The organism is Pseudomonas sp. Xaverov 83 (assembly GCF_019352905.1).
GTDB classification, from domain to species: domain Bacteria; phylum Pseudomonadota; class Gammaproteobacteria; order Pseudomonadales; family Pseudomonadaceae; genus Aquipseudomonas; species Aquipseudomonas yamanorum.
Genome location: NZ_JAAAFU010000011.1, coordinates 304,467 through 327,844 on the forward strand (window position 1 = coordinate 304,467; position 23,378 = coordinate 327,844).

The following is a 23,378-nucleotide window of genomic DNA, read 5'->3' on the forward strand; positions in this document are numbered from 1 at the left end:
CTTTCCAGCGCCGGCGTGGCTGAGCGCGTTTAGGTTATTTTTGAGTATTACATTGTGGTTCGCCTTGTGGCAGCCACCTGGATGGGATGATGACTGCTCCGCGCCTTCCTTTATTTTTGTTGCTCGCTGGCGTTTTGGGCCTGGCGGGTTGCAGCACACATCAACCTGTGTCGCTGTATCAGCTGGACAGTGGAAGTCCGGCTCAGCCTGCACAAAGTGCCGGCATGGCAGTATTGCTTGGCCCGGTTGTGGTGGCCGACTACCTGCAACGTGAAACCCTGCTGCAACGTCAGAACGACGGCAGCCTGCAAGGTTCCACCGATGGTCGCTGGGCCGGTAGCCTGTCGTCCGACATCAATCAGTTGATGTTGCGCCAGGTGGCGGGCCATCTGGACAGCCAACGTGTGGTATTGGCCCCGGCGCCGTTGGGTTTTGCCCCGGACGTACAGGTGCTGCTGACCATTACGCGGCTGGACTCGGGCGTTTCGCAACCCGCGATCCTCGACGCGCAGTGGCGCTTGATCGACCGCCGTGGCCAGGTGCGGGATAACCGCATCGTGCACTTGCAGGAAGAACACGCCGGCAGCACCGCGTCCCAGGTCCAGGCCCAGGGTGTGTTGCTGCAGCGTTTGGCTGAGCAGCTGTCCGTCGCCCTCAAGCCATTGGCCAATCAGCCGGCGGTTGCAGAGGCACCACGCAAACAGGCCCCGGCGCAGCCCAAGGCTGCGGCACCGGAAAAGCCGAAGATGCCGATGGCCGTGCCGATTCGTACGGATATGGAAGTGTTCAGGTTCTGACCTGGGTACAGGCAAACAAAAAGGCCCGCTGATGAGCGGGCCTTTTTGTTTATGCGGGATCTGAGTCGTTCGCAGATCAAGTGTGGGAGCGGGCTTGCTCGCGAAAGCGGAGTGTCAGTCACCAAATGTGTTTCTGATACACCGCTTTCGCGAGCAAGCCCGCTCCCACAGGGGTTCAGCGTTGTTCTTTAGTTCTTCGCCCGCGTCTCATGCATCCGCGCCAGCTGGCGCTCAAGCATCGACGGGTAAGGCTCCATCAACCGCTCCACACAGCACGCACCTTCAGGGCTGGCAATCGGACGGATCCGCGCACGCTGGCGAATCAGCACGTCGTCACTGATTTTGCGTTCCACCAGCAGCAGGTTGCGGCTGTGTTGCGACAAGGCCAGGGCGTCCTGGGCTATCTCGGTCAGCAGCAGATCAATCTGGCTCATGCCATACAGATCATCGCCCACCGTCAGGCCCAATTGCAGCTGCAAGGTGATGCCGCTGTCGGCCACTTCGATCTGCAGCGCATGGCCCAGGGCCCGCAGCAGCTCACCGCAGCAGATGGCGTTGGTCAGGTAGTCTTCGCCGCTGTCTTCGCTGTGGAACAGCATCAGCGTGCTGCCATCGTTCAGGGTGTGCAGCTCGCTCTGATACAGCGAGGCCGCCTGGTCGAGGCAATCACGATAGCGCTCCAGCAACTCGGTCAGGCGTGCCCGCGGCAAGCGGCGCAGCTGGTCCTGTGCACCCAACTGCACGGCCAATACGGCGCTGTGCTGGGGCTGGGTGCTGCGCACAGGAGCCGGCTGCGGCACGGTGGTCGTTGGGGCTGAGTTGTCGCGAAGATCGGCGAATGGGTCTTCTTCGTCCAGTTCGTCTTCTTCGGCCTTGATCACATGACGGGCTGCCGGCTTGAGACCCGCCACCGGTGCGGACTCGTCGAAGCTCGGGTCGCGCAGGTTGCGCACTTCAAACTCGGGCTCGTCGTCTTCGTACTCGGTGTCGTCGAACTCGGGCTCGGGTTCAACCTCGGGCACCACGGGCTCCGGCGCGAAGCTGGTGTGCAGCTGGCGGGCGAGGTCGCCGATTTCGTCCTGGCGGTCGGTGGCCGGGGTGTGCTCGTCGATATCCCGCAGCCAGATGCGCAGTTGCATCAGTGGCGTGGAGATATGCCGGCCCAGGCGCAGGCTCAAGGCCAGGGACAGTGCCAGCAGGATCGCGCTCAGGATGCCCATGCTTTGCAGGCTGATGGTCATCGGCTGCTGGAACTGTTGCATGTCCAGGCTGATGCGCAGTTGGCCGGCCTTCACGTCCTGAAACGTGATATTGCTCTGGTACAGACCTTCGGCTTCACCCAGCAGGCCGTTTTTCGGGCGTTGCCCGGCTTCGGCCATGATCCGGTTGTCCACGCTATAGATAGCGGCGTGGGCCACCAGCGGGTTCTTGGTCAGGTTGTTGAGCAGCACGTTGAGGCTGAGGATGTCGTTGGACACCAACAACTCAGTCGCCGAGGTGGCGGTCTGGGTGGTCAGGCTCTCGCCCAGGGCGTCGGCTTGCTCGTGCATGGCCTGCTTGAACTGCAAACCCATCACGCAGGCGTAGATGACCAGGGCCAGGGCGACCAGGATCACGTTATGGCTGGCAATGCGTAATGCGATCGGTACACGGCGGTGGCGCAGTGCCCGGAAGATCAGCAGGAAGAAGTTATCGGTTTTTACTGGCGTGGGCCGGTTCACTTAAGCTCGGCTCTTTAGTCCGTGAAGTTGACGCGCAGTATAGCGACAGGCCCAAGACCGGCAAAGCGCTGGCTGTGCCCGATGGTCACTGAAAGTGGGTAGAATGCGGTTTTTTTCCAGCTCGGGGGTGCGCTTTGCGCGAAATTGTCCTGATTAACATCACCGGTGAGGACCGTCCGGGTCTCACCGCAGCCATTACCGGTGTTCTGGCCCAGGGTGGTGTGAACATTCTCGACATCGGCCAGGCGGTGATTCACGACACGCTGTCGTTCGGCATCCTGGTGGAAATTCCCAGCACCGAGCAGGCGTCGTCCGTGCTCAAGGACATCCTGTTTACGGCGTATAAGCTGGATCAGCAGGTGCGTTTCACACCGGTGTCCGAAGAGGATTACCAGAGCTGGGTGGCCGGCCAGGGTAAGAAGCGCCACATCGTGACGCTGTTGACCCGCAAGGTGACGGCGGAGCAATTGCAGCGTGTCAGTTCGATCACGGCTCAGTACGGTTTGAATATCGACCACATTGACCGTCTGTCGGGTCGCATGCCATTGGACACGCCAGCGGACAAGGGCAAGGGCTGCATCGAGTTCTCCGTACGCGGTGAGCCGGCAGATCCTCAGGCCCTGCGTGCCGAATTCCTGAGCGTTGCCCAGGAGCTGAATGTCGATATCGCCTTCCAGGAAGATTCGCTGTTCCGTCGCAATCGCCGCCTGGCGGTGTTCGACATGGATTCGACGCTGATCGAAGCCGAAGTCATCGACGAGTTGGCCAAGGCTGCCGGTGTAGGTGAGCAAGTCTCGGAAATCACCGAGCGTGCCATGGCCGGTGAGCTGGATTTCCGTGCCAGCTTCAAGGAGCGCCTGGCGCTGCTCAAGGGCCTGGATGTGAGCGTGCTGGACTCCATCGGTGCGTCCCTGCGCCTGACCGAAGGCGCCGAAACCCTGTTCGCCGAACTCAAGCGCCTGGGCTACAAGACCGCGATCCTGTCAGGCGGCTTCACCTACTTTGCCAAGCAATTGCAGGCCAAGCTGGGCATCGACTATGTGTTCGCCAACGAGCTGGAAGTGGTGGACGGCAAGGTGACGGGCGTGGCGGTAGAGCCGATTGTCGACGCACAGCGTAAAGCTGACTTGCTGCGGGAATTGGCACACAAGGAAGGGTTGCGCCTGGAGCAGACCATTGCGGTCGGCGACGGGGCGAATGACTTGCCGATGCTGGCGATTGCCGGGTTGGGTGTGGCGTTTCGCGCCAAGCCGCTGGTCAAGCAATCGGCCAAGCAGGCGATTTCGACCCTGGGGCTGGATGGGGTGTTGTACCTGTTGGGCTTCCGCGACCGCGACGGTCAGCTGTAAACGACACAAAGCTTAAGGTCTGAACCGGATCAATGTGGGAGTCGGGCTTGCCCGCGATGCAGGCGCCTCGTTCTTTCAGAGGGGCCGCGCCGATGCTATCGCAGGCAAGCCAGCTCCCACATTTTGATCTTCAATCGCCTTGAATCAGGCTTTCGGCAAACCCATGCCCTGGCCCATCTGCACCGGCGTTCCCGCCTGCAGTTCTTCCGACCAGTTCACCTGGTTCGGCCCAAACAGCACGATCGCCGTCGAACCCAGCTTGAAGCGTCCCAGCTCCGCGCCTTTTTCCAGGTGGATCGGCCCGCGGGCAGCCTCGTCGTAACGGAAGGTTTTCAGCTCGCGCTTCGGCGGCGTAACCAAGCCGGCCCATACCGTCTCGATCGACGCTACGATCATCGCGCCCACCAGCACCACGGCCATCGGGCCGCGTTCGGTGTCGAAAATGCAGGCAACACGCTCGTTACGTGCAAACAGCTCCGGCACGTTTTCGGCGGTGGTCTGGTTTACCGAGAAGATGCGGCCGGGGATGTAGACCATCTCCCGCAGGGTACCGGCCAGTGGCATGTGCACCCGGTGGTAGTCCTTCGGCGACAGGTAGACCGTGGCGAAATCACCGCCCATGAACGGCGCAGCCACGGCCGAATCGCCACCGAGCAATTCCAGCACACTGAAGCTGTGGCCCTTGGCCTGGAACACCCGGCCATGTTCAATCGGGCCCAACTGGCTGACAGCACCGTCGGCCGGGCTCAGCACCGCGCCTGGCGTTTGATCCAGCGGGCGGGCACCGTCTTTCAGGGCGCGGGTGAAGAAGGCGTTGAAGTGCTCGTAAGCGGTCACGTCTTCAACCAGGGCCTGGGACATGTCCACTTGATAGCGCTTGGCGAACCAGGTGGTGAACGCATTCTTGAACCAGCGCACGCGGCATTCGGCAATGCAGCCGGCCAGACGCGACAGCAGGTGGTGGGGCAGCAAGTACTGGCTGAGGATGAACAACTGCTTTTTCATTAACTGTCCTTAAACCTTAAATCTCAACGGGGGTGTCGGGGTGGTTGCCCCATTCGCCCCAGGAACCGGCATAACCTTTGACTCGCGGATAACCGAGCGCCTTGGCCACCAGGTAGGTGAAGCCAGAACGGTGGTGAGTCTGGCAGTGGGTGATGATTTCTTTGTCGCGGGTCAGCCCGAGGTCTTCGAGGATCTGCGGCATGTCGCGGCGGATGCGCAGTTGGCGCGCCTTGTCCATGCCGGCGGTCCATTCGAAGTTCACCGCGCCCGGGATGTGTCCGCCCTTGGCCGCGAGGACTTTCTCCCCGGAGTATTCCAGCGGGCCGCGGGCATCCCAGATGCCCAGGTCGGCAGCGCCGAGGCGGCTTTGCAGGTACTCGCGGGTGGCGGTGGGTTCTTCATGCAACGTCAGGCTGACCGGGCCGCCGGCGCTGGCCGGTACCTCGGTGGACAGCGGGTATTTTTCTTCCAGCCACGCCAGCAGGCCGCCGTCGAGGTAGTGGTATTTCTTGTGGCCGATGACGTCGAGCATCCAGATGAATCGCCCGGCCCAGCCACCGCCTTCGTCGTCGTACACCACGTAGGTGGCATCCGGGGTGTGGCCCAGTTCGCCGAACAGTTTTTCAAGATCAGCCTTGCCTGGCAGCAGGCCCGGCGCCGGTGGCTGGCCCAGTTGGGTGCGCTTGGGGTCGACAAAGCGTGCGCCGGGGATATGCCCTTCGGCGTAACGCGCGGCGCTGGTGAGGTCCACCAGGATCAGGTGTTCGGCATCAAGGCGACCGAGCAGGTCACTGGGCTCGATGACCAGCGGCAAGCCAGAGAAGTCAGGCATGTGAGGTCTCCTGGGCATAAAAGTTGGGCGCTAAAGGAGGGCGATTGTAGCGCAAGCTTCAGGCGCTGCGGTTGGTAAAGCTGTGCAGGGCCTTTTCGATGCATTGGGCGGTTTTGCCGAAGGCTTGCACGGTGGTTTCCGAGAACGGCCCGCCACCCTGGTCGGCCACCATCAGCATCACCACTCGGCCATTGCAGCTCAGGGAGCGCAGCAGCAGGTGTTCGCCTTTGAACAGGCGGCGCAGTTCCGGCGGCAAGAGCGCCGAGAACTGGGCGTGATTTTCAGGGTTGAGGCGCACCTGGGCGGACTTGGCCAGCAGGCGTTGCAGCAGGGTGCTGTGTGTCGCGTCGAGGCTCAGGTGGTCGGCGTCCTTGGGCAGGCCGTCGACTTGATGCACGCGCAAGGTGCTCAGGGTTTTGTCCGCCATCAGCAGCATCACCCGTTGCATGCCGCAGGCCACCAGGGCCTCCTTGGCGCAGGTGGTCAGGTGCATGGCGTTGGCAAAGCGGCTCGGCTCCACCAGCAATTCGGTGCAGCGCTTGCGCCAGATCGCCAGGGATTCGGCGGTGGGCGGCGGTGCCGGCAGCAAGCCGTGGTGAACGCGCTGCACATCCCAGGGCCAGATCAGCGACAGCGCCGGGTGCCAAAGATCGCGCATCAGGGTAGTGCGGGCGCTGATCGCTGCGTGTTGGTGAGACTGCTGCTGCACTTCGGCCAACGGTTGCTGTAGATAAAGCGCAGTGAGGTATTGCCAGCGTTGGGTGTGCGGGCAGGTCCACGACTCCTGTGCCGCCAACGCCAGGCCGTTGGCCAACAGCACGGTGTTGGCCGGCTGGTTCAGCCAGCGGCGCAGGTTCGGGTCGGCATCCAGCAACTGCTGTTGGCGCAACGGCTCGCCTTCGCGGGCAATGCGCAGCGCCTTGGCCAGCAACCGCTGTTCCGTCAGCAGCAACGTATAACCCTGGGACACCCAGATCGGCAGGCGCCAGGCTTCGGTCAACCCCAGGCACAGGTCCAGCAGGCGCACGCCGAACAGTTCCTGTTCGACTATGCGGGCCGATTCACCCTTGTGGATCACCCGCAGTTCCCATGCTTCCAGCAGTTTGGGATAGGCAATCGCCATCGGCCACAGCGGCGAAAGGAACAGCAGGCTGCCCCAATGAATGTCTTGCCACAGGCGTGCCAGGCGGCTGGCGAACAGGCCGCTGGCTTGTTGCGAGGCGTGCTGGCTGATCATCTGCAATTGGCGCAGGGCCACGGGGATTTCATTCAGTGGCACGGAAGGCAGGCGCCGCAGCAGTTCTTCGGTGCGCTTGAGGCCGAGGCGATTGATCGCCACTTCGAGGTTTTCTGCGGGCTCCGCGAGGCTGCCGTGGGCCTGGTTGTTGGCCTCGCGCATCACGCTGAGCACCAGCGCGGGGCTGTTCTGCATCAACTCTGCAATATCGCGCAACGAACTGCGGTTGTCGCCGATGGCCTTGCAGACCCGGTCGTGACTCGCCTGTGGAACAGGCAAGAGCACATCGTCCAGACGCTTTATCCAAGCGGCCAGCGTCGTGGGTTTTTGAGTTGGGACTGTCGTTTCATTTGCCATGATTGGGGCGCGATCATCACTTACGGTCAACACGCCCGGGACGGGCCGAACTGGTTTTTCGCCATAACGGGCTATAGTCTGGCGCAGATTTGCCGATAAGTAGAACAAGAGTTTTCAACTCTGGCGAATATGACCCTGAACCCGACGGCGCAAGTACTCATCCCCTATGGCTAAAATTATCGGCATCATCGTCGTCATCGCGAGCGTGCTCGGCGGATACGTCCTTTCCCACGGCAAGATTGCGGCGCTGATCCAGCCCTTCGAAGTGCTGATTATCGGTGGTGCGGCGTTCGGCGCATTCCTGCAGGCCAACCCTGGCTACATGACCATGCACGTGATCAAGAAGTCGCTGGGCATGTTCAGCTCGCGCTTCTCCCACACCTTCTATCTGGAAGTGCTGGGGCTGATCTACGAGATCCTCAACAAGAGCCGCCGCGAAGGCATGATGGCCATTGAAGGTGACATCGAGGACGCCGCGGCGAGCCCGATTTTTGCCAAGTACCCGGCAGTGCTCAAAGACGAGCGCATGACCGCCTACATCTGTGATTACCTGCGCATCATGTCGTCCGGCAACATGGCGCCCCATGAGCTGGAAGGCCTGTTCGATATGGAACTGTTCAGCCTCAAGGAAGAGCTGGAGCACCCGTCCCACGCCGTGACCGGCATCGCCGACGGCATGCCCGGTTTCGGTATTGTTGCTGCGGTGCTCGGGATCGTGGTCACCATGGCCTCCCTCGGTGAAGGCGACCAGAAAGCCATCGGCATGCACGTAGGTGCGGCGCTTGTGGGTACCTTCTTCGGTATTCTCGCGGCCTACGGCTTCTTCGGCCCGCTGGCCACGTCCCTGGCCCACGATGCCAAGGAAGAAGTGAATCTGTACGAAGCCATCAAGGCGTGCCTGGTGGCATCGGCTTCCGGCATGCCGCCATCGCTGGCGGTAGAGTTCGGGCGCAAGGTGCTGTATCCGAAGCACCGTCCAAGCTTCGCTGAGCTGGAACAAGCGGTTCGCGGTCGCTAAGCCATGGAAAACAACCAGCCGATCATCATCAAGCGCGTCAAGCGCTTCGCTGCGGGGCACCATGGCGGCGCCTGGAAAATCGCCTTCGCCGACTTTGCGACGGCGATGATGGCGTTCTTCCTGGTGCTGTGGCTGATGTCCACCGCCACGCCGGAACAGAAGATCGCCATCGCCGGATACTTCAAGGACCCCATCGGTTTCTCCGAGAGCGGCACGCCTTTTGTGATCGACCTCGGTGGTTCGCCGCAACTGGCGCCCGAGCGCACCATCAACCCGGAAATCAAGACCGACTCGCCTCAGGAAAAAATCCCGATCGAGCGCGATACCGTCGAGAGCATGGCCGAACAGGTCGAGCAGGAGCGCCTGGAATTGCTGCTGCAAGAGCTGCAAACCAAGGTTGAGGAAAACCCGCAACTGCTGAAGTTCAAGGATCAGATTTCCTTCGAGATCACGCCCGATGGCTTGCGCATCCAGATCACGGACGCCGCCAACCGGCCGATGTTCGACTCCGGCAGCGCGCGGTTGAAGCCGTACTTTGAAGACATCCTGCTGGCCATGGCCGACACCATCAAGGCCGTGCCGAACAAGATCAGCATCAGCGGCCACACCGACGCCAAGCCGTATGCCGGGCAGGGCGACTTTGGCAACTGGGAGCTCTCGGCCAACCGGGCCAATGCCGCGCGACGTGCACTGGTCGCAGGTAGCTATCCGGACCCACAAGTGGCACGGGTGGTGGGGTTTGCTTCCTCGCAGCTGTTTGATCCCAAGGACCCGTTCAACCCGATCAACCGACGCATCGATATCGTCGTGCTGACCAAAAAAGCCCAGCGTGCGATTGAAGGTGACCGGCCTGCGACGCCACCGGTACCGACCCAGGGTGAGGGCGCGCCGGGCGAAGTGCCGGCAGACCCGAACGCACTGCCGCCCGAGCAGGAGCCGCTGCCAGCCCATGAGCTGCGGCAGAAGCTGAACCTGTTTGATGACGGTGGAATGAAGGACCCGACTCAGCCAGCCACTGGTTCATGAGTGTTGTTTCGACAATTAAAAAATGCCCCGAACTCTCGGGGCATTTTTTTGATCGATGTATCAGAGGGGGAGATAAGCTTTCACACCGTCAATCACGCCTCGCATATCCTCTGCGCCCAGACGCGGTACAAAATACTCTCGCCCTGTGGTCCGGGTCTTTCTGTGCAGCTTGTCCAGTCGTTCGAAACTGACGGTGTAGATCATGTCGCATTTCACCCATAGCGCTTTATAGCCATCGGTGTGCAGTGGATTGATCCGCAATAAATGGTGCCAGTCGTACTGAATGTCGGGAGCAGTGGAGGAGATCGGGACCACTGTGCACAGTTTGCGCTTGTGTGTGGCAGTAGGCTTGCGGATCTTCAGCATTTCAGGAGCCACAAAGCCCCGTGTGAAGTCGCATAGAAGAACATCGCCTTGTTTAGGATGGTAGTAGAGAGGCAATCGTCGATTCCCCGGAAAAAGCAAAGCCGCCCGAAGGCGGCTTCATTCGACACGCAGTGGAGCTTGCTTCGCCCCTTCTGCGCCGCTGGATCAACCCCGAGAAGGATCCAGACTCCTGCCAGCTTGCGCTGGTGACGGAGCGAGTATGAGCATTGGGAAAATCGAATTCAAGCTGGCTTGCATCATGGTCCGCCCAGTTGCAGCGGATTCTTGATGGCTGACTTGATTTAATCAATGGGGACGGGGGGGCCGTGCCATGCTTTATGTGTGTCAAGGCATGGCACGACCCCGATTCGCAGCTTAGTAAGTGGTCTCAGGCAAGCTGGCGATGATCGAGCGATAGCTGTTCATTCGCTGCTGCTGCACGCGGCCGTCTTCCAGGGCCTTGAGCAGGGCGCAACCTGGCTCGCGGTCATGTTTGCAGTCGCGGAAGCGGCAGGTGCCGATCAAGTCGTTGAACTCGATAAAGCCCGCTTCCACATCGGCACGGCTCACATGGCCCAGGCCGAATTCACGAATGCCCGGGGAGTCGATCAGCTCGCCGCCGCCCGGGAAGTGGAACAACCGTGCAGTGGTGGTGGTGTGCGTGCCTTGACCGGACAATTCCGACAACGGGCCCACACGGGTTTCGACTTCTGGCAACAGGCTGTTGACCAGGGACGACTTGCCCACGCCCGACTGGCCGACGAACACGCTGATGCGTCCATCCAGTTCAGTCTGCAATTGTTCCATGCCATTGCCGTGATGTGCCGAGACTTCCAGTACCGGGTAGCCGAGGGTGCGGTACACCGCCAGCAGCGCATTGAGCGCCGTGGCGTTCTGCTCGTCGATCAGGTCGAACTTGTTCAGCAGCAACAGCGGGCGAATGCCGGCGTGCTCGGCGGCTACCAGGTAGCGGTCGATCAGGTTGGCATGGGGCTCGGGCAGTGGCGCGAAGACGATGACGATCATGTCGACGTTGGCCGCCACCGGCTTGAGCTGGCCACGGCTGTCGGGGCGACGCAGTTCGGTGGTACGCGGCAACTGGGCGACGATGACGCCGATGCCCTGGTTGCCGGCACGCCATACCACCCGGTCGCCGGTCACCAGCGCAGGCAGGTTGGCGCGCAGGTGGCAACGGAACACCTGGCCGGCGTGATCGCCCTCTGTGGCCTCGACTTCGACCTGCACACCGAAGTGCGCGATCACCAGGCCCGTTTGCTCGGGGCCCAGGTCGCCGCCCTCAAGCGCTTCTACGGCGGAGGATTCACGTTTGGCGGCGCGGGCAGCGCGTTCACCCTGAATCTTTTCGATGCGCCAGTTTTGGCGACGGTTAAGCTGGCGTTTGGCCATTGGTGTTCCGTGTCGATAATGCAAAGGTTAGGTAAAACGGTCGCGAGTCTAGCACGCCCTGCCTGCTAAACTGCGCAGCTACGCCAAGGTGCCAAGGAACCACGACATGCAAAACCCACAGAACCTGATTTGGATCGATCTGGAAATGACCGGTCTGAACCCTGACACCGACGTCATCATCGAGATGGCGACCATTGTCACCGACAGCAACCTCAACACCTTGGCTGAAGGTCCGGTGATCGCCATTCACCACAGCGACGCGGTGCTGGCCACCATGGACGAGTGGAACACCCGCACCCACGGCAACTCGGGCCTGACCCAGCGTGTGCGCGACAGCCGGGTGAGCATGGCCGAGGCTGAAGCTGAAACCATCGCCTTCCTGGAAAAGTGGGTGCCCAAGGGCAAGTCGCCGATCTGCGGCAACAGCATTTGCCAGGATCGCCGCTTTCTATATACCCACATGAAGGCGCTGGAAAGTTACTTCCACTACCGCAATCTGGATGTATCGACCTTGAAGGAGTTGGCCGCGCGCTGGGCGCCGGAAGTCAAAGACAGCTTCCACAAGGGCAGCACCCACCTGGCGCTGGACGATATCCGCGAGTCGATTGCCGAGCTGCAGCATTACCGCAAGCATTTCATCAAGTTCTGACTTGAGTCGTGGTGAAGAACCGTTGTGGCGAGGGAGCTTGCTCCCGCTGGGCTGCGAAGCGGCCCTGAAAAATGGGACTACTGCGCAGTCCAACGGGAGCAAGCTCCCTCACCACATTAGGAAGAGCTTTAAGCTCTTGAGGGCTCGCCCCCTTTTGGTGCCATCACCAAATGATTAGACTGCGCGCCTCTTTGCAAGGATCGCCATCATGCTGTTGATGCTCTACCTCATCGCCATCACCGCCGAAGCCATGACCGGCGCCTTGTCAGCCGGGCGGCGCGGGATGGATTGGTTTGGTGTGGTGCTGATCGCCTGCGTGACGGCGCTGGGCGGCGGTTCGGTGCGTGACGTGTTGCTCGGCCACTACCCGCTGACCTGGGTCAAACACCCGGAATACCTGGTGCTGACCTCTGTCGCGGCCCTGGTGACGATCTTCATCGCTCCATTGATGCGCCACCTGCGCTCGCTGTTCCTGGCGCTGGACGCCGTGGGCTTGGTGGCCTTCACGCTGATCGGCAGCATGACCGCCCTGGAAATGGGCCACGGTATGCTGGTGGCTTCAGTCAGCGGGGTGATCACCGGGGTATTCGGCGGCATCCTGCGGGACATCTTCTGCAACGACATCCCGCTGATCTTCCGCCGCGAGCTGTACGCCAGCGTGTCGTTCCTCGCCGCCTGGTTCTACATGCTGTGCATCTATCTGGAACTGCCCAGCGAGCAATCGATCCTGCTGACACTGTTCAGCGGCTTTCTATTGCGCCTGTTGGCGATCCGCTTCCATTGGGAAATGCCCAAGTTCGTCTACAACGACGACGTGCACTGACGTTCGGCGTGCTGGTTCAGCGCCCATTCCACGTGTTCGCGCACCAGTTCCGACGGATATTCCCGGCGTGCCTTCAACGCTTCCAACACCGGAATGCTTGATGGCGCATTGCCCAGGCCTACCGCCAGGTTGCGCAGCCAGCGCTCATAGCCGGCGCGGCGCAGGGGCGAGCCTTCGGTGTTGCTGAGGAATTTGTCCTCGTCCCACATGAACAATTCGGCCAGTTCTGCGTTATCCAGATTGTGCCGTGGCTTGAAATCGCCTTCGTCGGTAGGCCGGGCGAAACGATTCCACGGGCAAACGATCTGACAGTCATCGCAACCGAATACCCGATTGCCAATCAGGGGGCGCAGTTCTTCGGGGATCGCGCTTTTCAGCTCGATGGTCAGGTAGGAAATACAGCGCCGGGCGTCCAGTACGTAGGGCCCGACGAAGGCGTTGGTAGGGCAGATGTCGAGGCAGGCGGTGCAGCGGCCACAGTGTTCGGTGGTGTGCGGTGGGTCGACCGGCAATGGCAGGTCGACAAACAGCTCGCTCAGGAAAAAGTAACTGCCCGCTTTGCGGTTGAGCACCAGGGTGTTTTTGCCGATCCAGCCCAGCCCGGCTTGTTCGGCGATAGCTTTTTCCAGCACCGGGGCGCTGTCGACAAACGCGCGGAAGCCGAACGGGCCGATCTGTGCCTGAATCCGGTCGGCCAGTTGCTGCACGCGCTTGCGGATCAGCTTGTGATAGTCGCGGCCGAGGGCATAACGGGAGATGTAGGCTTTTTCGGGTTTGGCCAGCAATTGGGCCATTTGTGTGTCGCCGGGCAGGTAGTCCATGCGAAGGGAGACCACGCGCAAAGTACCGGGTACCAGTTCTTCCGGGTGTGAACGCTTGCTGCCGTGGGCGCCCATGTAGTCCATTTCGCCGTGGTAGCCGGCGTCGAGCCAGCGTTGCAGGTGCTGCTCATGCTCGGCGAGGTCCAGGCCGCTGATGCCCACTTGTTGAAAGCCCAGCTCGCGGCCCCAGTCTTTGATCGATTGGGCGAGGGCGGGCAGGTCGTAGGTAATAGCAGGCATGAACAAGAGAAACCGCAGGTTAGATGCGTATAATTCTGCCAGACATCGGAGCTTGAAGACGCATGCCGCAGACAAAACACGAAATACCCGACGTTCAGCACCTGTTGCCCGGCCAATTGCCGCAACTCGCTGCGCGTTCTCCGGACGCCCATAAAGGCCAGTTCGGCCATCTATTGCTGATCGGTGGCGACCGTGGTTTTGGCGGCGCCGCCTTGCTCAGCGCCGAAAGTGCCCTGCGCAGCGGCGCCGGCATGGTTTCCCTGGCGACCCGCAGTGAGCATGTTGCAGCGGCGCTGGCGCGGCTGCCGGAAGTCATGACCGTGGGCGTACACTCGGCCAATCAGTTGATGGGCTTGCTGGAAAAGATCTCCGTGATCGTCATCGGCCCGGGCTTGGGCGAGGCGTCCTGGGGCAAAAGCCTGCTGTCGGTAGCGGCCAGCGCCAAGCAGCCGCAAGTCTGGGACGCCGATGCCTTGAACCTGCTGGCGACGGGCAGCGTCAACTTGCCGGCCAACTGCGTGATCACTCCGCATCCTGGCGAAGCGGCCCGCTTGATGGGTATTTCGACAGCCGAGGTTCAGGCCGACCGCCTTAACGTGGCGCGCGCCTTGAGTCAGAAATTCAATGCAGTAGCGATCCTCAAGGGCGCGGGCAGCTTGATCGCCCGCCCGGACGGTCGCGTTGCCCGTTGTGATCAGGGTCATCCTGCGATGGCAACCGCTGGCCTGGGTGACGTGTTGGCCGGCCTGGTTGGTGCTTTACTGGCGCAAGGCATGTCGGCATTTGATGCCGCTTGCCTGGCGGTCTGGCTGCATGCCACTGCCGGTGATCGCCAAGGTACCTACGGTCGCGGGCTGGCCGCCAGTGATCTGATTCCTGCCATTCGTCAGTTGCTGGAGGAGCAATCGCCGTGTCTGAAGTAATCCTTTTCCTGGCCGACGAAGATGCAATGGTCGCCCTCGGCAACCGTATTGCCCAGGTAACGAAAGGCTCGGGCCTGATCTTTCTGGAAGGTGATCTGGGGGCCGGGAAAACCACCCTGTCCCGGGGCATCATTCGCGGGTTGGGGCACGCAGGTGCTGTGAAAAGCCCTACGTTCACCTTGGTTGAGCCCTACGAAATCGGCGAGCTGCGCGCCTTCCATTTCGACTTGTATCGCCTGGTGGATCCCGAAGAGTTGGAATTCATGGGCATCCGCGATTACTTCGATGAGGACGCTCTGTGCCTGATCGAGTGGCCAGATAAAGGCACAGGCTTTTTGCCAAAGCCGGACCTGACCATTACCATTACCCCGCATAAGCACGGACGTCAGCTGAAGTTGTTGTCCCAGAGCGCGCGCGGCGAGTCGTGGTGCGCCGCCTTGGCATTGGAATTCAAATAATTGATGGGGTTAGGTATGCGCTTTCGCGCGTTGGTTACTGTCGTAGGGGTGTTGCTTGCGGCAATGACTTTCAATGCACTGGCGGCCTCACAGGTGAAAAGTGTTCGCCTGTGGCGGGCTCCGGATAACACGCGACTGGTATTCGACCTGTCTGGCCCGGTTCAGCACAGCGTCTTCACCCTCACGGCGCCCGATCGCCTGGTGATTGATATCAACGGTGCGACCCTGGCCGCGCCGTTGAAAGTTGCCATGGCCAATACCCCGATTACCGCGATGCGCTCGGCCCAACGTACGCCGACCGATCTGCGGGTGGTCATCGACCTGAAAAAGGCCGTGACGCCGAAAAGCTTCGTGCTGGCGCCCAACGCGCAGTATGGCAACCGGCTGGTGGTCGACCTGTTCGACAACGCCGCCGATGCCGCGCCGCCGCCTGCACCTACCCCAAGCGTCGCGACGATACCTGCGGTGCCGGTCAACCAGTCGCAACCCCAGGTCAAATTGCCGCCGTTGCCACCGGCTCCTGCGGGCAAGCGTGACATTATTGTGGTTATCGATGCCGGGCACGGCGGCGAAGACCCGGGAGCCTCCGGTTCGCGCGGCCAGCATGAAAAAGACGTGGTACTGGCCATCGCTCGCGAACTGCAGCGCCAGATCAATGGTATGAAAGGCTATCGCGCTGAGCTGACCCGTACCGGCGACTACTTTATTCCGCTGCGTGGCCGTACCGAAATCGCCCGCAAGAAGGGCGCCGACCTGTTCGTCTCGATCCACGCCGACGCCGCCCCGTCGGCTGCTGCGTTTGGTGCTTCGGTGTTTGCCCTGTCTGATCGGGGTGCCACTTCCGAGACCGCTCGCTGGTTGGCGGACAGTGAAAACCGTTCCGACTTGATCGGCGGGGCCGGCAACGTGTCCCTCGATGACAAGGACAAGATGCTCGCCGGCGTATTGCTCGACCTGTCGATGACCGCCTCGCTGACCTCCAGCCTGAACGTCGGGCAGAAAGTCCTGAGCAATATCGGTCGCGTCACCTCGCTGCACAAACAGCGGGTGGAACAGGCCGGGTTCATGGTGCTCAAGTCGCCGGATATTCCGTCGATCCTGGTGGAAACCGGGTTTATCTCGAACTCCAACGAAGCCTCGAAACTGGCCTCTGCCAGCCACCAGCAGGCGCTGGCGCGTTCCATCAGCGCCGGTGTTCGCCAGTTCTTCCAGCAGAACCCGCCGCCGGGCACCTACATCGCCTGGCTGCGTGATTCCGGGAAGATCGCCCAAGGCCCGCGTGACCATCGCGTCCAGCCGGGCGACACCCTGGCGATGCTGGCGGTGCGCTTCCAGGTATCGGCGGCAACCTTGCGCAGCGCCAATAACCTGAAGACCGATGAATTGAAGGTCGGCCAGGTGTTGACCATCCCGGGCACTGAACTGGCGGCGCAATAATGAGCGAAACAGTCTTGAGCAACACCTCGCGCATTGAGCTGCTAAGTCCGCGCCTCGCCAACCAGATCGCGGCGGGTGAGGTGGTCGAGCGGCCAGCGTCGGTGATCAAGGAGTTGCTGGAAAACAGCATCGACTCCGGCGCCAGGCGCATCGACGTCGATGTTGAGCAGGGCGGCGTCAAGCTGCTGCGGGTACGCGACGACGGCAGCGGGATTTCCTCCGATGACCTGCCGCTGGCCCTGGCCCGTCACGCCACCAGCAAGATTCGTGACCTGGAAGACCTTGAACGGGTGATGAGCCTCGGGTTTCGCGGTGAGGCCTTGGCTTCCATCAGCTCCGTGGCTCGCCTGACCCTGACGTCCCGCACCCGCGATGCTGACCAGGCCTGGCAGGTGGAAACCGAAGGCCGCGACATGGCGCCTCGGGTCCAGCCGGCGGCACATCCGGTGGGCACCTCGGTGGAAGTGCGCGACCTGTTCTTCAACACCCCGGCCCGGCGCAAATTTCTCAAGGCCGAAAAAACCGAATTCGACCACCTGCAGGAAGTCATCAAGCGCTTGGCACTGGCCCGGTTTGATGTGGCTTTCCACCTGCGCCACAACGGCAAGACCATCCTCAGCCTGCATGAGGCCCATGATGATGCGGCCCGTGCCCGGCGCGTCTCGGCTATCTGCGGCGCGGGGTTCCTGGAGCAGGCGCTGCCGATCGAGATCGAGCGCAATGGCTTGCGGTTGTGGGGTTGGGTGGGGTTGCCGACGTTCTCTCGCAGCCAGGCTGACTTGCAGTACTTCTTTGTGAACGGCCGGGCGGTGCGCGACAAACTGGTGGCCCATGCGGTGCGCCAGGCGTATCGCGACGTGCAGTTCAACGGGCGGCATCCGACGTTCGTGCTGTTTTTTGAGGTCGACCCGTCGGTGGTGGACGTTAACGTGCACCCGACCAAGCACGAAGTGCGCTTCCGTGACGGTCGCATGGTCCACGATTTCCTCTATGGCACCTTGCACCGCGCCCTGGGCGATGTGCGCCCGGATGATCAACTGGCGGCGCCGATCGTCACGGCCATCGTCCGTCCTACGGGGCCGGAAGCCGGTGAGTTCGGGCCTCAGGGCGAAATGAGCCTGGCGGCCAACCTGCTGCAATCGCCGCAAGCCCAGCCGAGCTATACCGCGCCTGGCTCAGGCGCTGGCGCCGGTTATCAATACCAATACACGCCGCGCCCGCAATCAGCGTTGCCGGTGGCCGAAACCCAGGCAGCCTATCGCGAGTTTTTCGCGCCGCTGCCCGGTGCCGAGTCGGGTGCTGCCGCCTTGCCGGAAGGCCAGGGTGACGTGCCGCCGCTGGGTTACGCACTGGCTCAGCTCAAGGGCATCTACATCCTTGCGGAAAACGCCCATGGCCTGGTGCTGGTGGACATGCATGCGGCTCACGAGCGAATCATGTACGAGCGCTTGAAGATCGCCATGGCCAGCGAAGGCCTCAGCGGCCAGCCGCTGCTGGTGCCGGAATCCCTGGCGGTCAGCCAGCGCGAGGCCGATTGTGCCGAAGAGCACGTCAGCGTGTTCCAGAAGCTGGGCTTTGAGCTGCAACGCCTGGGCCCGGAAACCCTGGCTATCCGCCAGATCCCGGCTTTGCTCAAGCAAGCCGAGGCCAACCGGCTGGTGGCTGACGTACTGGCAGACTTGATGGAGTACGGCACCAGCGATCGTATCCAGGCCCATATCAATGAACTGCTCGGCACCATGGCCTGCCACGGCGCCATCCGCGCTAATCGGCGCCTGGCCCTGCCGGAAATGAACGGTTTGCTGCGGGACATGGAAAACACCGAGCGCAGCGGCCAGTGCAACCATGGCCGACCGACCTGGACCCAGATGGGCCTGGACGACCTCGATAAACTGTTCTTGCGCGGTCGTTGATGAGTGCCTTGCCCCCCGCAATCTTCCTGATGGGCCCGACGGCGGCCGGCAAGACTGACCTGGCCATCGAACTGACCAAGGTCTTGCCATGCGAGTTGATCAGTGTCGACTCTGCACTGGTTTACCGGGACATGGACATCGGCACCGCCAAACCCTCAAAAGAGCTGCTGGCCCAGTACCCGCACCGGTTGATCAACATTATCGATCCCAGCGAGAGCTATTCGGCGGCTGATTTTCGTAATGATGCCCTGGCGGCCATGGCCGATATCACTGCGCGGGGCAAAATTCCGCTGCTGGTGGGCGGCACGATGCTCTATTACAAGGCTTTGCTGGAAGGCCTGGCAGACATGCCACCTGCCGATGCCCAGGTGCGCGCCGAACTTGAAGAAGAGGCTGCGCGCCTTGGCTGGCAAGCCCTGCACGACCAGTTGGCTGCGGTGGATCCAGTTTCCGCCGCGCGGATTCATCCCAATGACCCCCAGCGGCTGACGCGGGCGTTGGAAGTCTGGCGGGTCAGTGGCCAGACCATGACTGAACACAGGCTGAAACAAACTGCGCAAAGTGCTGAAGCAGGCGCCTCGGGGCACTCACAATTGCCCTATACTGTGGCGAATCTGGCCATCGCTCCGACGGATCGCCAGGTGTTGCATGAACGAATTGCACAAAGATTCACAATTATGTTGGAACAGGGGTTTGTGGAGGAGGTCGTAGCACTGCGTTCAAGAGGTGACCTGCATCCCGGGCTGCCTTCGATACGTGCTGTAGGCTACCGCCAAGTCTGGGATCATCTGGATGGCAAGCTGACGTCAGCCGAAATGCAGGAGCGCGGCATCATTGCCACGCGCCAATTGGCGAAGCGCCAGTTCACATGGCTGCGCAGCTGGACTGATTTACACTGGTTGGACAGTCTGGATTGCGACAATCTGTCACGCGCCTTGAAATACTTGGGAACGGTCTCCATATTGAGCTGAGTCCTTGCAATTGCCGTCTATCCTTGGGGGTGTGACGGCCATAAGCTATCTATTTTCCGATTTTTTATTATTGATCCTTAAAGGAGTGCGGCACATGTCAAAAGGGCATTCGCTACAAGACCCTTACTTGAATACTTTACGTAAAGAGAAAGTTGGGGTTTCCATCTATCTGGTCAACGGTATCAAGCTGCAGGGCACGATCGAGTCGTTCGACCAGTTCGTGATTTTGCTGAAAAACACCGTAAGCCAAATGGTTTACAAACACGCTATCTCGACCGTAGTGCCGGTTCGTCCGATTCGTCTGCCTAGCGCAACCGAAGAACAGGGTGACGCCGAGCCTGCACCGGGTAACGCCTGATAGGAGTCTCCTTTGTTCTTTGAGCGCCACGGTGGTGGTGAGCGAGTAATCCTCGTTCACTTGGATGGACAGGACCCTGAGGCGCGCGAAGATCCGCAGGAGGTTCAGGAGTTGGCAAATTCGGCCGGCGCCGAGACCGTCGCGTTTTTTAACGTGCCGCGTCATCGGCCAACCGCCAAATTCCTGATTGGCAGCGGCAAGGTCGAGGAGCTGCGCGACCTGGTCCATGCCGAAAAGGCCGATCTGGTGATTTTCAATCACATCCTCACGCCCAGTCAGGAACGTAACCTCGAACGAGTTTTCGAGTGTCGCGTGATCGACCGCACGGGTCTGATTCTCGATATTTTCGCTCAACGCGCCCGCACCCATGAAGGCAAGCTCCAGGTAGAACTGGCCCAGCTTGACCATATGAGCACCCGGCTGGTTCGTGGCTGGACTCACCTTGAGCGTCAGGGTGGCGGTATCGGCATGCGTGGCCCGGGTGAAACCCAGCTGGAAACCGACCGGCGTCTGCTGCGGGTGCGCCTGCGACAGATCAAGGGCCGCCTGGAGAAGGTGCGCAGCCAGCGCGAACAATCGCGACGTGGCCGTATGCGTGCGGATATCCCTACCGTTTCCCTGGTGGGCTATACCAACGCCGGCAAATCCACGCTCTTCAACAACGTGACGAAATCGGACGTGTACGCGGCCGACCAACTGTTCGCGACCCTTGACCCGACCTTGCGCCGTCTGGAACTGGACGATCTGGGGCCGATTGTCCTGGCCGATACCGTGGGTTTTATTCGTCACTTGCCCCACAAGCTGGTCGAGGCATTTCGGTCTACGCTCGAAGAGTCGAGCAATTCCGACCTGCTGCTGCACGTAATCGATGCGGCCGAACCGGATCGCATGTTGCAGATTGAACAGGTCATGGTGGTACTGGGCGAGATTGGTGCCCAGGACTTGCCGATCCTCGAGGTCTATAACAAACTCGATTTGCTTGAAGGCGTTGAGCCACAAATCCAGCGCGACGAAAACGGCAAGCCCCAGCGGGTCTGGCTGTCGGCGCGTGATGGCAGTGGTCTGGAATTGCTTGAACAAGCCATTGCCGAGTTGTTGGGCAGCGATTTGTTTGTTGGCACCTTGCGCTTGCCTCAGCGTTTTGCTCGACTGCGTGCACAGTTTTTCGAGCTGGGCGCGGTACAGAAAGAAGAACACGACGAAGAAGGTGTCAGCTTGCTGGCCGTTCGATTGCCGCGCTCGGAGCTGAATCGGCTGGTCAGTCGGGAAGGTGTTGTGCCGACGGAGTTCATCGAACAACACACTTTGCAATAAAAGCCTGAGAAAGCGGTTGTGCCGCTGTGACAGGCATTCTGTAGCATTGGTCGGCGCGCCGTGGGTGCGTCTTTGCTTTATCAGATGGAGAGCGCTATGGCTTGGAATGAGCCGGGTGGCAACTCGAATAATCAGGATCCTTGGGGTGGTAAACGCCGCAATAATGGCGACCGCAAGGGGCCACCAGATCTCGACGAGGCCTTCCGAAAGCTGCAGGAAAGCCTGAATGGGTTGTTCGGTGGTGGAAAAAAACGTGGTGGTGGTGACGAAGGCGGTCGTACGAGCAAGGGCGGTGGTTACGGCCTGCTCGGCATCGGCCTCGTTGTGCTGGCGGCCGTCTGGCTGTACAGCGCCGTCTATGTGGTGGACGAGCAGGAGCAAGCCGTGGTGCTGCGCTTCGGCAAGTACTACGAGACCGTCGGCCCTGGCCTGAACATCTACTTCCCGCCGATCGACAAGAAGTACATGGAAAACGTCACGCGTGAGCGTGCCTACACCAAGCAGGGCCAGATGCTGACTGAAGACGAGAACATCGTCGAAGTGCCGCTGACCGTGCAGTACAAGATCAGCAACCTGCAGGACTTCGTGCTGAACGTCGATCAGCCGGAAATCAGCCTTCAACAAGCGACCGAAAGTGCCCTGCGCCACGTGGTGGGTTCCACCGCAATGGATCAGGTGCTGACCGAAGGTCGTGAATTGATGGCCAGCGAGATCAAGGAGCGCCTGCAACGGTTCCTCGATACCTATCGCACCGGTATCACCGTAACCCAGGTCAACATACAGAGCGCAGCCGCACCGCGTGAAGTACAGGAAGCCTTCGATGACGTGATCCGTGCCCGTGAAGACGAGCAGCGTTCGCGCAACCAGGCTGAAACCTACGCCAACGGCGTCGTGCCGGAAGCTCGTGGTCAGGCCCAGCGCATCCTTGAGGATGCCAACGGTTACCGCGACGAAGTGGTCTCCCGTGCCAAGGGTGAGGCAGATCGTTTCACCAAGCTGGTGGCCGAGTACCGCAAGGCACCGGAAGTCACTCGTGAGCGTCTGTACCTGGACACCATGCAGGAAGTCTTCAGCAACACCAGCAAGGTTCTCGTGACCGGCAGCAAGGGCGGGCAGAACAATCTGCTGTACCTGCCGCTGGACAAGATGATCGAAGGTGGTCGTAGCAGCACCAGCGCACCGGCTACCGGTTCCAATGCTGCTGCCAACGAAGCGAGCGCCCGTGCGGCCGCTGACTTGCTGCAACAGCAAACACGTACCAGGGAGAGTCGTTGATGAGCAATAAATCGCTGACCGCCCTGATTGTGGGCGTCGTCGTGGTCATCGCTGCCTGGAACTGCTTCTATATCGTGTCTCAGACCGAGCGCGCTGTGTTGCTGCAATTCGGTCGCGTGGTCCAGGCAGATGTCCAGCCGGGCCTGCATGTGAAAGTCCCCTACGTCAACCAGGTGCGCAAGTTCGACGGCCGCCTGATGACCCTGGATGCACCGACACAGCGCTTCCTGACCCTGGAAAAGAAAGCCGTGATGGTTGACGCCTACGCCAAGTGGCGCGTCAAGGATGCCGAGCGTTTCTACACCGCGACCTCCGGCCTCAAGCAGATTGCCGACGAGCGTTTGTCGCGCCGTCTGGAATCGGGCCTGCGTGACCAGTTTGGTAAGCGCACCCTGCACGAGGTGGTATCCGGTGAACGTGATGCGCTGATGGCTGACATCACGCGTTCGTTGAACACGATGGCGGAAAAAGAACTGGGCATCGAAGTGATCGATGTTCGGGTCAAGGCTATCGACCTTCCGAAGGAAGTGAACCGCAGCGTGTTCGAGCGTATGAGCACCGAGCGTGAGCGCGAGGCTCGTGAGCACCGTGCCAAGGGTAACGAACTGGCAGAAGGGATCCGTGCGGATGCCGACCGTCAGCGTCGCGTACTGTTGGCAGAAGCCTATCGCGAGTCTGAAGAGGCTCGTGGTGATGGTGATGCTCAAGCCGCCTCGATCTACGCCAAGGCCTATGGCCAGGACCAGGAGTTCTACGCGTTCTACCGTAGCCTGCGTGCCTACCGTGAAAGCTTCGCGAACAAAACCGACGTCATGGTGCTGGACCCAAGTAGCGATTTCTTCCGCTACCTGGAAAAGTCCAAGTAACCCGCATGTAGTCTGAGAATCACTCCGTCGGGCGGCTAAAATGCCGGGCGGGGTGATCCTTTCAGAAAACGGGTGTATGATGCGGCAGCCGGGAAATTCCCGGCTTTTTTGCGTCTGCATGTTTGATTGTGGTTTTGCTCCGCAGGCGCCACAGGTTTTTCGAGGAAAGTGCCCGACGAGGCCGATTGTTGGTCGTTCGTCACGTCGCTCTTGCG

At 60.9% G+C, this 23,378-nt stretch carries 22 protein-coding genes; 15 read left to right on the plus strand and 7 right to left on the minus strand.

All coding sequences use genetic code 11. The features are described from left to right. The first annotated feature begins 89 nt into the window (after positions 1-89). Positions 90-797: a membrane integrity-associated transporter subunit PqiC gene (locus tag K0H47_RS05790; RefSeq protein ID WP_026078082.1), complete on the plus strand. Its 708-nt coding sequence runs from the start codon at positions 90-92 to the stop codon at positions 795-797. A gap of 188 nt (positions 798-985) precedes the next feature. Here K0H47_RS05790 and K0H47_RS05795 read toward each other — a convergent pair whose 3' ends face one another. Continuing rightward, positions 986-2,518: an AhpA/YtjB family protein gene (locus K0H47_RS05795; RefSeq protein ID WP_063033400.1), complete on the minus strand. Its 1,533-nt coding sequence runs from the start codon at positions 2,516-2,518 to the stop codon at positions 986-988. Positions 2,519-2,652: 134 nt separating this feature from the next. Between K0H47_RS05795 and serB the strand changes: the two genes are divergently transcribed. Further along, on the plus strand, positions 2,653-3,867 hold the full coding sequence (gene serB / locus K0H47_RS05800; protein WP_003217536.1) for a phosphoserine phosphatase SerB: 1,215 nt from the start codon (positions 2,653-2,655) through the stop codon (positions 3,865-3,867). A gap of 144 nt (positions 3,868-4,011) precedes the next feature. On the opposite strand, the gene asd is transcribed toward serB, so the two are convergent. From asd to K0H47_RS05815, 3 genes are read right to left on the minus strand one after another with little or no spacing between them, the layout of a single operon-like run. After that, on the minus strand, positions 4,012-4,872 hold the full coding sequence (asd, locus tag K0H47_RS05805) for an archaetidylserine decarboxylase (protein WP_063033398.1): 861 nt from the start codon (positions 4,870-4,872) through the stop codon (positions 4,012-4,014). Positions 4,873-4,888: 16 nt separating this feature from the next. Next, positions 4,889-5,704 (minus strand): thiosulfate sulfurtransferase, encoded by an 816-nt coding sequence (rhdA, locus tag K0H47_RS05810; protein WP_219272167.1) that lies wholly within the window; start codon positions 5,702-5,704, stop codon positions 4,889-4,891. Between the two features lie 58 nt (positions 5,705-5,762). After that, entirely contained in the window at positions 5,763-7,298 is a 1,536-nt protein-coding gene (locus K0H47_RS05815; protein WP_219272168.1) for an HDOD domain-containing protein, read from the minus strand. A 166-nt stretch (positions 7,299-7,464) separates the two neighbouring features. On the opposite strand from K0H47_RS05815, the gene motA reads away from it, so the two are divergent. Together motA and motB are read left to right on the plus strand one after the other, a co-directional pair. Further along, positions 7,465-8,316 (plus strand): flagellar motor stator protein MotA, encoded by an 852-nt coding sequence (motA, locus tag K0H47_RS05820; RefSeq protein ID WP_003217532.1) that lies wholly within the window; start codon positions 7,465-7,467, stop codon positions 8,314-8,316. A gap of 3 nt (positions 8,317-8,319) precedes the next feature. Then, the gene (gene motB, locus K0H47_RS05825; RefSeq protein ID WP_063033395.1) at positions 8,320-9,342 is read left to right on the plus strand and encodes a flagellar motor protein MotB; all 1,023 of its coding nucleotides are present in this window, start codon (positions 8,320-8,322) and stop codon (positions 9,340-9,342) included. A 60-nt stretch (positions 9,343-9,402) separates the two neighbouring features. On the opposite strand, the gene K0H47_RS05830 is transcribed toward motB, so the two are convergent. Both K0H47_RS05830 and rsgA read right to left on the minus strand, forming a co-directional pair. After that, positions 9,403-9,783, minus strand: coding sequence for a type II toxin-antitoxin system PemK/MazF family toxin (locus tag K0H47_RS05830; protein ID WP_219272170.1), 381 nt, complete (start codon positions 9,781-9,783; stop codon positions 9,403-9,405). Positions 9,784-10,083: 300 nt separating this feature from the next. Then, positions 10,084-11,115: a small ribosomal subunit biogenesis GTPase RsgA gene (gene rsgA, locus K0H47_RS05835; RefSeq protein WP_063033394.1), complete on the minus strand. Its 1,032-nt coding sequence runs from the start codon at positions 11,113-11,115 to the stop codon at positions 10,084-10,086. A gap of 106 nt (positions 11,116-11,221) precedes the next feature. Between rsgA and orn the strand changes: the two genes are divergently transcribed. Further along, positions 11,222-11,764: an oligoribonuclease gene (gene orn / locus K0H47_RS05840; RefSeq protein ID WP_003217529.1), complete on the plus strand. Its 543-nt coding sequence runs from the start codon at positions 11,222-11,224 to the stop codon at positions 11,762-11,764. A 205-nt stretch (positions 11,765-11,969) separates the two neighbouring features. After that, a complete protein-coding gene (locus K0H47_RS05845; protein WP_172834585.1) occupies positions 11,970-12,587 on the plus strand; it encodes a trimeric intracellular cation channel family protein in 618 nt (205 codons plus the stop codon). Here the strand turns inward: K0H47_RS05845 and queG are convergent. Further along, positions 12,566-13,648 carry a tRNA epoxyqueuosine(34) reductase QueG gene (gene queG, locus K0H47_RS05850; RefSeq protein WP_063033392.1) on the minus strand — a complete coding sequence of 361 codons (1,083 nt, stop codon included), beginning with the start codon at positions 13,646-13,648 and terminating at the stop codon, positions 12,566-12,568. The genes K0H47_RS05845 and queG overlap by 22 nt on opposite strands. A 62-nt stretch (positions 13,649-13,710) precedes the next feature. Here queG and K0H47_RS05855 point away from each other — a divergent pair, with 62 nt between their 5' ends. The 9 genes from K0H47_RS05855 (at position 13,711) to hflC (ending at position 23,163) form a co-directional block, all read left to right on the plus strand. After that, the gene (locus K0H47_RS05855; protein WP_219272171.1) at positions 13,711-14,571 is read left to right on the plus strand and encodes an NAD(P)H-hydrate dehydratase; all 861 of its coding nucleotides are present in this window, start codon (positions 13,711-13,713) and stop codon (positions 14,569-14,571) included. After that, complete coding sequence (gene tsaE, locus K0H47_RS05860; RefSeq protein ID WP_063033391.1) at positions 14,559-15,029, plus strand: tRNA (adenosine(37)-N6)-threonylcarbamoyltransferase complex ATPase subunit type 1 TsaE; 471 nt, start codon at positions 14,559-14,561, stop codon at positions 15,027-15,029. The genes K0H47_RS05855 and tsaE overlap by 13 nt, the downstream gene beginning before the upstream one ends. Before the next feature lie 3 nt (positions 15,030-15,032). Then, positions 15,033-16,466 (plus strand): N-acetylmuramoyl-L-alanine amidase, encoded by a 1,434-nt coding sequence (locus K0H47_RS05865; RefSeq protein WP_202948682.1) that lies wholly within the window; start codon positions 15,033-15,035, stop codon positions 16,464-16,466. 14 nt (positions 16,467-16,480) lie between these two features. Then, positions 16,481-18,379 (plus strand): DNA mismatch repair endonuclease MutL, encoded by a 1,899-nt coding sequence (gene mutL, locus K0H47_RS05870; protein WP_219272194.1) that lies wholly within the window; start codon positions 16,481-16,483, stop codon positions 18,377-18,379. Further along, positions 18,379-19,350 carry a tRNA (adenosine(37)-N6)-dimethylallyltransferase MiaA gene (miaA, locus tag K0H47_RS05875; RefSeq protein WP_219272173.1) on the plus strand — a complete coding sequence of 324 codons (972 nt, stop codon included), beginning with the start codon at positions 18,379-18,381 and terminating at the stop codon, positions 19,348-19,350. The genes mutL and miaA overlap by 1 nt, the downstream gene beginning before the upstream one ends. A gap of 94 nt (positions 19,351-19,444) precedes the next feature. Beyond that, a complete protein-coding gene (gene hfq, locus K0H47_RS05880) occupies positions 19,445-19,708 on the plus strand; it encodes an RNA chaperone Hfq (protein ID WP_003217515.1) in 264 nt (87 codons plus the stop codon). 12 nt (positions 19,709-19,720) lie between these two features. After that, positions 19,721-21,022 (plus strand): ribosome rescue GTPase HflX, encoded by a 1,302-nt coding sequence (hflX, locus tag K0H47_RS05885; protein ID WP_219272174.1) that lies wholly within the window; start codon positions 19,721-19,723, stop codon positions 21,020-21,022. 96 nt (positions 21,023-21,118) lie between these two features. Then, positions 21,119-22,297 (plus strand): FtsH protease activity modulator HflK, encoded by a 1,179-nt coding sequence (gene hflK, locus K0H47_RS05890; RefSeq protein ID WP_177025908.1) that lies wholly within the window; start codon positions 21,119-21,121, stop codon positions 22,295-22,297. Beyond that, entirely contained in the window at positions 22,297-23,163 is an 867-nt protein-coding gene (gene hflC, locus K0H47_RS05895; protein WP_017478342.1) for a protease modulator HflC, read from the plus strand. The genes hflK and hflC overlap by 1 nt, the downstream gene beginning before the upstream one ends. Positions 23,164-23,378: the final 215 nt, after the last annotated feature.